Below are 13140 nucleotides of genomic sequence, written 5' to 3'. Positions count from 1 at the left end.
AAAGGGACATCACAGTTCATCTCATCGTTATCTTCGTGTCCATAAAATGATAGATAACCTATGCTGAAATTGAATTTAGTGCTGTCATTGGCTGTATCACTTGCGACCTCCTCTTCCTTCGCTCAGAAGCTTACGCTCCGCGATGCCGTAGAACAGGGTATTGCAAATTATGGAAATATCAAGGCAAAGGAATATTATCTCCAGTCCTCCCTGCAGACCAATGAACAAGTCAAACGCGACTTTTGGCCCAATCTGAACATCGTAGCCCAACAGGACTTTGGAACAGTCAACGGACAAAATGGTCCACTGTATGGATTTGGTGGGCTGGGTGTAGCTTCTTCGGGAGCCGCTCTTCCAGAACAAAATTGGAATGCCGCATTTGGTGCGCTTTACTTAGCCAATGTCAATTGGGACATTTACACCTTTGGACGAAAAAAAGAACGTATCGAATTGGCCAAATCCGATACCAAACGACTACAGGCCGATCTCGGTCAGGAACAGTTCCAGCATAAAATCAAGATCGCTGCGGCTTACCTCAATTTATTGGCTAGTCAACGATTGGAAAAAAATCAACAGATGAATCTGGATCGCGCACTGGTATTTTTAAATATTGCTGCCACCAAAGTAAAAAACGGAATATTACCCGGAGTAGATTCTACACTTGCTTCAGCGGAAGTATCGCGCGCAAAAATCAGTCTCAATCAGGCCCGTGAAAATGTTAAGGAGCAAAACAATAAGCTGACGGTATTGATGGGGATTCCAGCGAAAAACCTCGAAATAGATACTGTTCTGGTTCAGAAAACTCCTGTACAGCTAACTCCGCTTTCAGGCAACTTGATTGAAAGTAATCCTATTCTGCAATTTTATAAAAGTAAAATTGAACTTGGCGAACAACAATTGAAACTATCAACCAAAGAGTATCTTCCCACTGTAAGTGCCTTTGGGGTCTTTCAGACAAGGGGATCTGGTTTTAAGAGCGACTACATTACGGATTTACAAGCATATAGCACAAATTATTGGAAAGGGGTTCGTCCCAGTAGGCAAAATTATCTCTTGGGATTGGGCATAAACTGGAATCTGACTTCGATTGCGCGTATCAATAAAAAAATCAGTGCACAGCGCTTTACGAATGATGCCCTGAGAGAAGAATACCAAACTGCCGAAGCCCAATTGACAGCACAGCTGGATGCCGCTGATGTGAAAATCCAATTGGCCCTAAAAAGTGATCTAGAAGCTCCCCGACAAGTGTCGGCAGCTCAGCAAGCTTACAATCAAAAAATGACGATGTATAAAAACGGCCTAGCGACACTTGTCGACGTGACGCAGACCTTTTACACATTAAATAGAGCCGAAACCGATCGAGAGATCGTCCACATCAATCTTTGGCAGTCGCTTTTACTAAAAGCCGCAGCTGCGGGAGATTTTGATATTTTCAACAAAGAACTATAAATAACATTACATGAATTTAATACGTTTTGCCTTACGCAAGCCGATATCCATCCTCGTACTCGTATTGGGACTTATTGTCTTTGGCATAGGTGCCGTTCGATCGATCAAGGTGGATATCCTGCCAAAAATGAACCTTCCGGTTATTTATATTGCCCATCCATTTGGTGGCTATTCGCCGGATCAAATGGAATCTTATTTTGCCAAAAACTACGTCAATATCCTTCTTTTTGCCAATGGGGTCAAGTCTATTGAGACCAAGAATATTCAAGGTCTGACCTTAATGAAAGTATCGTATTACGAAGACACCAACATGGCCCAGGCTGCAGCCGAGCTAAGTGCCCTGGCAAATCGGATCCAAGCCTCCTTTCCTCCAGGCTCACAACCGCCGTTCATCATTCGCTTTGACGCCTCATCCCTCCCTGTAGGCCAACTGGTATTGAGCAGTAACAAGCGTTCTAACAACGAACTACAAGATCTAGCCAACGTCTATGTCCGGGCATCGTTTACGTCAATCCCCGGCCTATTGTCGCCACCTCCTTTTGGGGGAAGTCCACGTACAATTGAGGTCAACGTTGATCCCGATTTAATGCGGAGTCACAATATGACACCCGATCAGGTCGTAGAAGCGCTAAGACTAAACAATCAAACCGCTCCAGCAGGAAACGTACGTATTCAGGACAAAAACTACATTACACCAACGAACAACACCATCAAGGATGTAAAAGATTTTGAAAAAATCCCATTATTTAAAGGTGGGGTACAGAATCTTTACTTAGGCGATATTGCTACCGTAAAAGATGGTGCCGACGTTACCGCAGGCTATGCTTTGGTCAACGGCAAACGTTCCGTGTACGTCAGTATCGCCAAAGCCGGTGATGCCTCAACCTGGGAGGTTGTCCAGAATTTAAAAGCAGCCTTACCAAAAATTCAGGAGAATTTACCCGACGACGTCAAGTTATCTTATGAATTTGATCAATCCGTCTATGTCATCAATTCCGTAAAAAGTTTGATTACTGAAGGTGCAATCGGTGCTATCCTCACCGGACTAATGGTCCTCCTATTTTTAGGTGATCGAAGAGCTGCGCTGATCGTTATCCTAACCATTCCGATATCCGTGATCTCCGGAGTGCTCTTTCTGAAACTCTTCGGGCAGACCATCAACCTCATGTCCCTTAGTGGACTAGCCTTGGCTATTGGTATCCTGGTCGACGAAAGTACGGTAACGATAGAAAATATACACCAGCATCTGGATATGGGTAAACCCAAAGCCTTGGCTATCTGGGATGCCTGTAAAGAGATCGCCTTACCCAAATTATTGATCCTGCTCTGTATACTAGCCGTATTTGCGCCGGCATTTACCATGACAGGCATCCCGGGTTCGTTATTTCTTCCCTTGGCCCTGTCCATTGGATTTTCAATGATCATATCCTTCCTCCTTTCGCAGACATTTGTTCCTATCATGGCAAACTGGCTCATGAAAGATCATGCGCATAAAGCGCCACAAGCGACCGAACCAGTGGGTTTAAATACAGATGAAGCTCAATTTGCAGCAACTGGACTGACCATAGAATCCGAGCAAGATACCCTAAATCAGAAGAAACTATTGGTTGAACGGGAAGACTTTAACAACGATGGAAAGATCAGTATTTTTGAACGGTTCAGAAACAGATTCATGAAAATGATCGACCGTTTGTTCAAAAGAAAGAAAACCATTACCGTAGTTTATCTGCTTGGAGCAATAAGTCTTGTTGTCATTTTACTTTCCACAATTGGACAGGATGTATTTCCGAAAGTTAACTCCAGTCAGTTCCAAATGCGCCTTCGTGCAGCTGAAGGTACACGTATCGAACGCACCGAAGAAAAAGCAAAACTAGCGCTGGCCGAACTGGAAAAGCTGGTTGGGAAAGAACATATCAGCATATCTTCTGTCTATATCGGTCAACACCCCGGACAGTTTTCAGTATCACCGATCTATCTTTTCATGGCTGGTCCACATGAAGCTGTTTTCCAAATTGCACTGAAAGACTACCATCACGATATGGACAGGTTCCGTGATGAATACCGAAAACGCCTGAAAGCGGCAGTTCCCGATGTACAGGTATCCTTTGAACCGATCGAGCTTACGGATAAAGTATTAAGTCAGGGATCGCCCACTCCTATTGAAGTTCGGATAGCAGGAAAAAACAAAAAGAACAACGAGAAGTACGCTGGTAAATTGATCGAGGAACTAAAAGCCATCCCTTATTTTAGAGATGTACAATTAGCACAATCCATTAAATACCCTTCTTACGATATTAAGATAGACCGCATCAGGGCCGCACAATTGGGTGTAGATCTCAGCGAAGTCACACGATCGCTGATCGCTTCCACCTCTTCTTCGCGTTATACCGAAAAAAACACCTGGATCGATGAAAAAGCAGGACTTTCTTACAACGTCCAAGTTCAGGTTCCCATCGATAAAATGAAAGATGAGAAAGAAATCGGTGAAATCCCTTTATTGAAAAATTCAGCGCGACCAATTCTGAGCGACGTTGCAACGATCACACCGTCCTTCACCTATGGCGAAAACGACAATTTAGGTGCAATGCCTTATGTATCAGTTACAGCAAATATTGATCATACCGATTTAAAAACAGCCTCCAAGGATGTACAGCGCAGTATCAAAGCCCTTGGCGAGCTTCCTCGTGGTTTATCGATGGAGCAAATAGGACTTGGAAAAGTATTATCAGAGACCATGAGCAGCCTCGAATCGGGTTTGGCCGTAGCCATTATCGTTATATTCCTGATGCTATCAGCCAATTTTCAGTCGTTCAAAGTTTCTATGGTTGTGCTCACCACAGTGCCTGCGGTTGTGCTGGGCTCATTGATTCTGCTGTTGTTAACCGGATCTACCCTCAACTTACAATCCTACATGGGGATTATCATGTCGGTGGGTGTATCCATTGCGAACGCTGTTTTACTCATCACCAATGCCGAACATATCCGTCGGCATAATGGAGATGCGCTGGCTGCAGCCCGTGAGGCAGCATCCTTACGGCTTCGCCCAATTATCATGACCAGTTTGGCCATGATTGTGGGTATGCTACCTATGGCTATTGGTCATGGTGAAGGTGGCGAACAAGTTTCACCACTCGGTAGAGCTGTAATTGGAGGATTACTATTTTCGACATTTGCCGTACTCGTCATCTTACCGCTTATATTTGCTTGGGCGCAAGAAAAAAGCAGTACACAATCGATCTCATTAGATCCTGAAGACAAAGAAAGTAAACACTATATTGCGGCATTAAAACCTTTATCGTAAAAGCAGTATAATCTATAAAATATGAAAAATAATTTGTTCAAAATATTATCTATCGCCGGTCTGATCGCATCCTTAACAGGATGCCATTCGGCTGCCGAGGAAAATGCAAAAAAAGAAAGTCCGGAAGCTGCAGCTCCGGCAATGGAGACATTTGTACCCACCAAACAGAAATTAACAAATAAAATGCAGATTCCCGGGGAAATCACGGGATTCCAGCAGGTCGAGATTTACGCTAAGGTCAGCAGTTACGTCAAAAGTCTCAACGTGGACATCGGAAGTAAAGTGCATGCCGGTCAGCTATTGGCTGTCCTGGAGGCTCCCGAATTGAGTTCACAGCTTTCAGCAGCCAAATCGCGGCTCAAATCGCAAGAAGCGGTCTATATGGCTACAAAAAGCACTTACGACAGACTCTTTGAAACCAGCAAAGTAGAGGGAACGGTGGCTAGACTGGATCTTGAGGTTGCTGAGTCAAAAAAGAATGCTGATTTTGCGCAGTACCAAGCCGCTAAATCGGCCTACGCAGAGGTACAAAACCTGTTGAACTATTTGGAAATCAGAGCACCCTTCGACGGTGTAATCGCAACAAGAAATGTCAATCAGGGCGCCTATGTTGGTCCTGCTGGCCGTGGCTCGGAAATGCCCATCATGACCATTCAACAACAACGCAAACTGAGGTTAGCCGTTGCTGTTCCGGAACAATATTCGGGTTTCCTCACCGAAAACCAGCCCTTACAATTTACTGTCCAATCATTGCCAGGGCAAACCTTCTCGGGTAAGATCGCTCGTAAATCGGGTGCCCTGGACAGCCGATTAAGATCCGAGCGGGTAGAAATTGACATTAACAATACCGACAACAAGCTATTGCCGGGTATGGTTGCAGAGGTCGAATTGCCTTTAACATCTCAAGACAGTACTTTTGTTGTACCGAAATCGGCGGTATTTACTTCAGGCGAAGGAAGTTTTGTGATTGCTGTTGTTTCGAACAAAACACAACGTATTCCTGTACAGAAAGGACGCAGCATTGATGGTCAGATCGAAATATTTGGTGACTTAAAACAAGACACTAAATTGGTCAGCAAAGCGGATGAAGAGATTATAGACGGAACGTCAGTCAAATAGGACTTTCTACTAATTCCTAAACAAAAGAAAGACCAACCCCATTACAACCGGGTTCGGTCTTTCTAATTTATTCGGTCTTTCTAATTTAAATGCCCATAAATTTAAAGGGTTGGGCAGCCTTAAACAGGTTATTTGAAATCCCATTTATTGCCATCCCTTGCTTCATGTCCAACTTCATCGTCGGAGCCCCTTTCTTTAAATCAAATTTAGCCAGATCTACCCACAGTGTTCCCGGAACCAATACATTCTCAAAATAATAGATTTTATTCTTCTGATCAGTCACGGATCTCCATCGTGTAGACGAAATATTAGGTTCAGATTCCGAGCTTATTCCAAAGGGAACCGAGCAGTTGCGGATCACACTGAAAACACTGGCAACAGAAAGCCGCACATCGTCTGTTTGCGGGATCGCATTAATATAATAAGAAGCCCTCACAAAACGATCAGCAGCACGGTTTGTTCCCGCCAACATGATAGTTCCCGGAATTCCCTGCCAATACCTGTTTAGCGCGAGCTGATCTTCAAAGATGGGCGAGTTTGTCATAACTGTATAGGCCGCATCGTGATGAATCACCAGTTTACCGTTGATGTATTCAAATATAGCATTATCGCCTGTGGCATCTGAAAGCGATAAATGTATGGTCGTAAATTTGGTAGTTCCCGGGATGTAATCACTTACAATTACAAATGGCTCATCCTTTAAAGCAGATACCGCTTCATTGACGGTCGCAAAATTATCCAAAACATATTGGGCCCAAGCCGAGATTGCAAGCCCTTTTTTTGGTCCCGCTGGATCAAATTTAGGATAAGTAGATTCCACTAGCCAGAGTACATTGGCCACCAATCCCTTTTCATTTAAACCATCGACTGTAGCAATGTCCCATGCACTGGAAACAACACTCCCATATTGTGAAGTCCACTGCAATGACTGTGGACCGACCTCCCCGCTTCTTGCTACGCCGCGCGGAAACACCCATAAATTGGCCGCGATATCGTCTCTCCAGTCCATACTTCTAGCTGTGATAACGGTCTGATTAGGTCCTTTATATACAACGCGTGTACAGGATCGACCTTCGTTAGCAACAAAAAGAAAGACGACCAACATAAATTGTGCAAGATACTTCATATGTATAGATTTTTTTAATAAGTGATACAGCTTTTTTGCCTTTGAGGACAAAAGGATCCAATATCTTAAACAATAATTCGGACTTATTGTTTGTCTAAGCTGTAACCGGCATGATTTAATCCGGCACAGCTTAGACGAGCATAATCTATAGCCATAATAAATGGCCCTGGGTACTATTCAGCTGCTTTCGGGTCAATTGCTGCTGCTGCTGCAGTTAATGCTAAGGCCCCCCCAACGATCATAGCCTCCTGCCCCTTTTTTTCCTTAACAGCCAGCACGTCTCCGCGCTTATTATACAGTTCAATAATATTATTAAGGGCTACTGAACCGGTCTGCCAAAGCTGGGCAGCATAAAATTTTTGCTCCGTAGTTTTAACAATGGCTTTACCATCTTCTAAAATCGAATAACTTAAATAACTACGTAAACTGTAAGGTGAATCAGCGCCTTCAAATCGAGCAAGTTTTACCGCAAAACTCTCGCCACTCATATCATACATATACACTTTTTCTTTTTGGGATGATCGTACAATGGATTTAACATCGTTTTTAAAATCAAAATAATGCCCATCCACATAGGCATGTGGTGGGATAAGCACCACATCTTTAGGCAAACTTACCGATGCTGTGATAGAACCGTTCACCCAAGTATCATTGAATATAGTGGATTTACTAGCGTTTATATCGTAAACCGAAGCGTTCATCTTTCCATTAAAAGCAGCTTGTTCAGCAGAATAACCTTGCGTTTTACCATTAATAACCATGGCCGAATTTTTAAGATCCCATAAGATCGGTTTATCGATTTTATTTTCTATTCGAAGGTAAATTCGACCATCTCTGTCGGCAAAGGAATAATCAATTTTTACTGTATCATTATTAAATGAAAACGTTCCCTTGTCTTCATCTTTTTTTACATTCTCCCCATTGAATGTCATGAGATAGTTGGAAGAACAGGCTGAAAGAAAAACAGCACAATACGTTAGCGTGAGAACTTTGAATACTTTTCGCATAATATCAGGATATCTTAGTGTAATTGCAACGGCACGAGTACTATTGTACAACAATATAAAAAACTATTATTAAAAAAACAGCGAAACGACATAAAATAATTTCCTAATTAGGGTATTAATCGCAAAATATCACTGTTTCTATCAAAATAGTACATGATCGTCATAAAGCAGTAAATGGCCCTCTTTTATCGCCCGATACAGCTTTGAAATTGCTTTACATCAGTTTCCATAATAACAGGGATATTACAGGGGGTTAACAGGGGTATAACAGGGGGTTAGCAGGGGTAAATACCCAGTTAACCCCCTGTTAATACCTTGTAAAAAGACTACTATATCCTTCTTAATGGAGAATAGGATATTCGACTGATAATAACCATAAACAAATCAAGGAATATACTCAACTGTTGGTCTGATTAGCGTAACGAAAACGGTTAAACGAATAGAAGTTTTTTTAACCGGAAAGCAAAAGCTATATTTACAGTCAACTAAACCCAATCCAATGAAAGAGAAATTTATTGACAGAAAGGATCAACAGGCCAATAAGATATTTGAAAGAAGAACATTATCCTCCGATTATAGAACGATTATTCCCTTACTGTCTCCCGGCATGGAAATCTTGGACGTAGGCTGTGGTACCGGAACGCTCACGAATGAGGTAGCAAGCTATATCGGCGACGGAACTATAATCGGGCTCGATAATACACCGTCTTTTATCGACAGTGGCAATGAGCTTTATGGTAGCACCCAAAATCTGAACCTGGTCTACAGCAATATTTTTGATTATCAGCCTCCACATCCGTTCGACCTGATTATAACGGCGCGCACCATGCAATGGTTAAGTGATATTCCCAGGGCATTGGGCTTATTCAAATCCTGGTTAAAGCCCGGAGGACAAATTTCTATTTTAGACTACAATCACACCGCCATTGAATGGAACCCTGCCCCTCCGGAAAGTATGCTCACATTTTACCATACTTTCCTGAAGTGGAGAGCAGATGCAGGTATGAACAATCGTGTTGCTGATGAGGTCGCTGCACTGCTCCAGGAAGCAGGTTTCCATTCGGTTCAGGTTATCAATGCCGATCAGACCTACAAAAAAGGAGAAGCAAACTTTGATACCAATCTGGCCATCTGGAACAAAGTCGCCCAATCGCGACAAATGGTTACGGAAGGGTATATCTCCGACGAACTTCGCTTACAGGCTATCGCCGAATACAGCCAATGGATCGAAACGGAAGCGACCACCATGACACTTAAAATGAACGATGTACGGGCTAAAGTATAATCTCCTCTTATCCGTTTTCCTCCTACTGACATTCCCCGGGCTGGCCGTAAAAGCACAGCTCAGGGATACCATGATCAATGTAGGGAACCATAGCCTTCAATTTACTTTAATGGAGGGGAAGGGTATCCCCATTGTCTTTGAATCTGGGGGTGGAAATGATGCTTCCGTTTGGAGAAAGTTATTGGAACCGCTATCGAGCAAATTGGGCGCACCTTTAATTACCTATGACAGGGCTGGCTTTGGGAAAAGTGAAATAGACACCGTTAACATTAGCTTGACAAATGAAGTAAAGGATCTTAAAAATGCCTTGCAGCAATTGGGCTATCGTGATCGGTACTTTTTTGTTGCCCATTCCTTCGGTGGTAACTATACGATGAAATTTATAACGACCAATCCCGGTCAGGTTGTTGGCACAGTAATGATCGATATTGTTTCCCCTTATTTCATGACCATGGAGCGATCCAAATCATTGAAGAGCGAATATGCCAGTGAACTTGATAACATCAAAAAAGAAAGCTTAGGGTTCTATCATCTCGTTTTAAACTACGAAGCATCAACGGCTGTTTTACATGAGGTTGCAGGAAAAATCAATGTTCCTATGACTGTCATTGGCTCAGGAAAATCACCTTTTGAAGAACCCGATCGCAGTTTATTTATTGCTGCCCTTAAAAAATATGCAGATCAAAAAAACAATAGACGTTATCTTTTGGCTCAAAATGCGGAGCATCATGTCTTTTATGACGAACCAGATCTGGTCATTGATGAAATCGTCAAACTGTATCAAAAAACCGCATCCGAGTAATCAAAAAGTCTATCCGTACAACCGATTTTATTTGTAGCTTAGCAAGGCTGTACAACACACAACAACTTATCTTATGGATCATCAGGCCCAAAATGTCATCGATACACCGAGCAACAATACGGTGTTTATGGTATGGAATTTCCACGAAAATGTGGTCATTAAGGATGTCTTCCAACGCTTATGTGCATTGGTTGTCAATCTCAACAATTCGGCGCAGGTACGTTCAAACCTTGTGAAAGCAAGCGTGGTATTGGGCATAAGTCACCATGCCTGGAAAAAGCTTGAACTCAACGAACCTATGCCAAAGGAATTGGTTCCTTTCGAACCTATCATCGGTCAAAAACATATTGCTGTAGCTACCCCCGGAGATTTACATTTCCATATTCGCGCTTATGAAAAAAGCTATTGCATTGACATGGCGACCGAAATAGCAGCCTTATTAAGTCCCGTTGCCGATTGCAAGGAGGAAATTCATGGGTTCAGATATTGGGATGGCCGAAGTATCTTGGGTTTTGTCGACGGAACGGAAAATCCCCTTGGTGAGGATCGTGCTTTCTTTGGTATCGTTGGTGATGAGGATGCAGCCTATACGGGTGGAAGCTATTTATTTGTACAAAAATATATTCACGACATGAACGCCTGGCGTTCTTTACCCGTCGCTGAACAGGAGAAGGTCATCGGCAGAAGCAAAGCAAACGATATTGAGATGGGCGACGATGAAAAACCGACTAATTCACATTCGGCCCTAGCCAATGTCGGTGACGATTTGAAAATTGTTCGCGACAATATGCCTTTTGGGCAAATCGCAACAAATGAAATGGGAACCTACTTTATCGCTTACGCCAGCACATTCAGTACCGTACAATTGATGCTAAAAAGAATGTTTATTGGTGAACCCGAAGGGAATTACGATAGAATACTGGACTTTAGTACGGCGCATACCGGCTCCCTGTTCTTCTGTCCAACAATCAATATGCTGAAAGAATTTGCAGGTTAAAACCTGTTTATCCGCGAAGCAGATCATTTCCAACAGGATATCCCAACGTAGAGCACTGGGTCATGGAATATGGTCCCAATGGAATATGGTCCCACAAATTTATTTTTAACACTACACGACAAAAAAAATGGAAATCACTATTATTCAGCTAGGTGACGAAAACATTGGTGAAGTTAAAGGTTCAGGCGTCTTTATCCATAATCTCGATGATGGTCTACAGATTATGGTCGACTGTGGCGCGCAAGAAGCATACAAAGCAATTATTTATCAAGAGAACATCACAGACGATTTCTTCGAACTTAAAACAAAACTTGCCGGTGAAATTCTTCAAAAATATACGCAGTATGGCTTTGACATTGCCATCGTTGGCGATTTCTCCAGATACAACAGCAAAAGTCTAAACGATTTTATCTACGAAAGCAATAAATCAAAGAAAATCAATTTTGTAGGTACGCGTGAAGAAGCGATAGCCAGATTTTCAAATCGTTAAGTCATGCATATTGAATCAGAAAGATTAGCGATTCGCCCCATTATGGCGGAGGATAGTCAGGCCGTATTCGGTTACCGTTCGGATAAAGAAACCAATAAATACCAGGGCTGGATTCCAGACTCTTTGGCAGAAGTCGATGCATTTATTGCTAAAAATCCGGGCACATTCAATCTTCCAGAGTCCTGGTTTCAGCTCGTTATGACCGACAAAATAGCAAACGCAGTAATCGGCGATATTGGCGTTCACTTTTTTGGTACTGAACACCTGCAGGTGGAATTGGGCTGTACCATAAAAAAAGAATTCCAGCAACAGGGCTATGCCAAAGAAGGACTGAAAACAGTTATAGAGACCCTTTTCCGTCAGTATCATAAACATCGGATCACGGCCTCGGTAGCTCCGGAAAACAAGGCATCCATGCAGCTTTTAACAAGTTTGGGATTCCGAAAGGAAGCTCATTTTGTAAAAAGCTATTTCCATAACGGTCAATGGGAAGATGATGTGGTCTTTGCAATCCTTGCCGAAGAATGGGATTCAACACAATAAGTCGTCTCTTCGCGACTTATTGTGTCGTACGATTGATCCAATCGGCATAAGACAGCACGCCCAGTTCGGGCCTGCCCTCCCCTTCCAAAACTGCGATAAACTCCAATTGGTTGCCATCCGGATCATTAAAGTAAATGGCCAATGCCGGCATCCATGCAAAGACCATCGGTGCTTCGATCCCATCCTTTAAAAAATTATAAGGTGTCAGGTCACGTGTTTTCAGATAGTCCACGGCATAGTTCAAGATATCCTCTTTATCCGCTCTAAAAGCAAAATGTCTCGGTTGAAAGTTTGTTTCTTCCTGCCACAGGCCCAACATATAGTCTTTGCCGGTTCCAATCCATAAAAAAACAATAGGACGTGTCGGATCGCGATGTGCCACACGTAATCCCAATACCTCCGTATAAAATGCGACCGATTTAGCTAAATCACGCACCTGAATATGCGTTTCGTATAAACCTTGTATCATAAGTTATTTCATTTTAAAATTATTTCAATCCATTGATAGCGCGCTCGTGATGTAAATGCAAGATCGGATAGGATTTGCCCATACCATCTACAGCTGAGCGTCCGATAAGCTGATATCCTTTTTTCAGATAAAAATCAACAGCCTGCTGATTTTGCTCATTGACATCAACTTTATACACCTGGAGCTTATCCAGCACATACTGTAGTGCCACAGTCCCAATACCTTTTCCCCTGTAGGCTGAATCCACAAATAACATTTCTAGATTATCATCGGAGACAGCGAAAAAAGCAGTAGGCTGTCCCTCATCATCGATGACATATACCTTTAATTGTGGTAAATACTCGGTTGGGATCAGTCTCTTATATAACTGAAGATCCTCCTCTTTCAAAAAATCATGTGTTGCCCGAACCGAATTTTCCCAAATGCGCAGGATTGCCGCATAGTCGGCTTCACTTGCCGCTCTTATTTCCATAACGATTATCTCCCTCTAAAAATTCTTATTTACACCGTATCGCTACGGAATGGCATTCTTATAAAAGCTTCCCTTCCGCT

Annotated in this window: 12 protein-coding genes; 8 read left to right on the top strand and 4 right to left on the bottom strand. The window is 42.7% G+C overall.

The window, feature by feature from the left end:
- The first annotated feature begins 60 nt into the window (after nucleotides 1–60).
- Genes B4N43_RS14080 through B4N43_RS14070 form a run of 3 tightly spaced genes read left to right on the top strand, consistent with a single transcriptional unit; the run spans nucleotide 61 to nucleotide 5869 of the window.
- Nucleotides 61–1449: a TolC family protein gene (locus B4N43_RS14080; RefSeq protein ID WP_088162576.1), complete on the top strand. Its 1389-nt coding sequence runs from the start codon at nucleotides 61–63 to the stop codon at nucleotides 1447–1449.
- A 10-nt stretch (nucleotides 1450–1459) separates the two neighbouring features.
- Nucleotides 1460–4750 carry an efflux RND transporter permease subunit gene (locus B4N43_RS14075; RefSeq protein WP_088162577.1) on the top strand — a complete coding sequence of 1097 codons (3291 nt, stop codon included), beginning with the start codon at nucleotides 1460–1462 and terminating at the stop codon, nucleotides 4748–4750.
- Between the two features lie 21 nt (nucleotides 4751–4771).
- Nucleotides 4772–5869, top strand: a complete 1098-nt coding sequence (locus B4N43_RS14070) for an efflux RND transporter periplasmic adaptor subunit (RefSeq protein WP_286735375.1) — start codon at nucleotides 4772–4774, stop codon at nucleotides 5867–5869.
- Nucleotides 5870–5954: 85 nt separating this feature from the next.
- Here B4N43_RS14070 and B4N43_RS14065 read toward each other — a convergent pair whose 3' ends face one another.
- The gene (locus B4N43_RS14065; protein ID WP_286735374.1) at nucleotides 5955–6995 is read right to left on the bottom strand and encodes a linear amide C-N hydrolase; all 1041 of its coding nucleotides are present in this window, start codon (nucleotides 6993–6995) and stop codon (nucleotides 5955–5957) included.
- A gap of 173 nt (nucleotides 6996–7168) precedes the next feature.
- Nucleotides 7169–8002, bottom strand: a complete 834-nt coding sequence (locus B4N43_RS14060) for a hypothetical protein (protein WP_286735373.1) — start codon at nucleotides 8000–8002, stop codon at nucleotides 7169–7171.
- Between the two features lie 499 nt (nucleotides 8003–8501).
- Here B4N43_RS14060 and B4N43_RS14055 point away from each other — a divergent pair, with 499 nt between their 5' ends.
- From B4N43_RS14055 to B4N43_RS14035, 5 genes are all read left to right on the top strand, one after another.
- Nucleotides 8502–9287 carry a class I SAM-dependent methyltransferase gene (locus tag B4N43_RS14055; protein WP_286735372.1) on the top strand — a complete coding sequence of 262 codons (786 nt, stop codon included), beginning with the start codon at nucleotides 8502–8504 and terminating at the stop codon, nucleotides 9285–9287.
- Nucleotides 9268–10089: an alpha/beta fold hydrolase gene (locus tag B4N43_RS14050; protein ID WP_145329597.1), complete on the top strand. Its 822-nt coding sequence runs from the start codon at nucleotides 9268–9270 to the stop codon at nucleotides 10087–10089. The genes B4N43_RS14055 and B4N43_RS14050 overlap by 20 nt, the downstream gene beginning before the upstream one ends.
- 73 nt (nucleotides 10090–10162) lie before the next feature.
- Nucleotides 10163–11086, top strand: coding sequence for a Dyp-type peroxidase (locus B4N43_RS14045; RefSeq protein ID WP_286735371.1), 924 nt, complete (start codon nucleotides 10163–10165; stop codon nucleotides 11084–11086).
- A 127-nt stretch (nucleotides 11087–11213) separates the two neighbouring features.
- Nucleotides 11214–11576: a DUF4180 domain-containing protein gene (locus B4N43_RS14040; protein WP_286735370.1), complete on the top strand. Its 363-nt coding sequence runs from the start codon at nucleotides 11214–11216 to the stop codon at nucleotides 11574–11576.
- A gap of 3 nt (nucleotides 11577–11579) precedes the next feature.
- Nucleotides 11580–12119, top strand: a complete 540-nt coding sequence (locus tag B4N43_RS14035; protein ID WP_286735369.1) for a GNAT family N-acetyltransferase — start codon at nucleotides 11580–11582, stop codon at nucleotides 12117–12119.
- A 16-nt stretch (nucleotides 12120–12135) separates the two neighbouring features.
- Here the strand turns inward: B4N43_RS14035 and B4N43_RS14030 are convergent, their stop codons facing one another.
- Both B4N43_RS14030 and B4N43_RS14025 read right to left on the bottom strand, forming a co-directional pair.
- A complete protein-coding gene (locus tag B4N43_RS14030; RefSeq protein WP_075993850.1) occupies nucleotides 12136–12588 on the bottom strand; it encodes a VOC family protein in 453 nt (150 codons plus the stop codon).
- A 19-nt stretch (nucleotides 12589–12607) separates the two neighbouring features.
- A complete protein-coding gene (locus tag B4N43_RS14025) occupies nucleotides 12608–13060 on the bottom strand; it encodes a GNAT family N-acetyltransferase (RefSeq protein ID WP_286735368.1) in 453 nt (150 codons plus the stop codon).
- Nucleotides 13061–13140: the final 80 nt, after the last annotated feature.

It is taken from the genome of Sphingobacterium sp. UBA1897 (assembly GCF_002337775.1).
In the GTDB taxonomy this organism is placed as follows: domain Bacteria; phylum Bacteroidota; class Bacteroidia; order Sphingobacteriales; family Sphingobacteriaceae; genus Sphingobacterium; species Sphingobacterium siyangense.
This window is presented reverse-complemented; position numbering and strand designations above follow the sequence as displayed.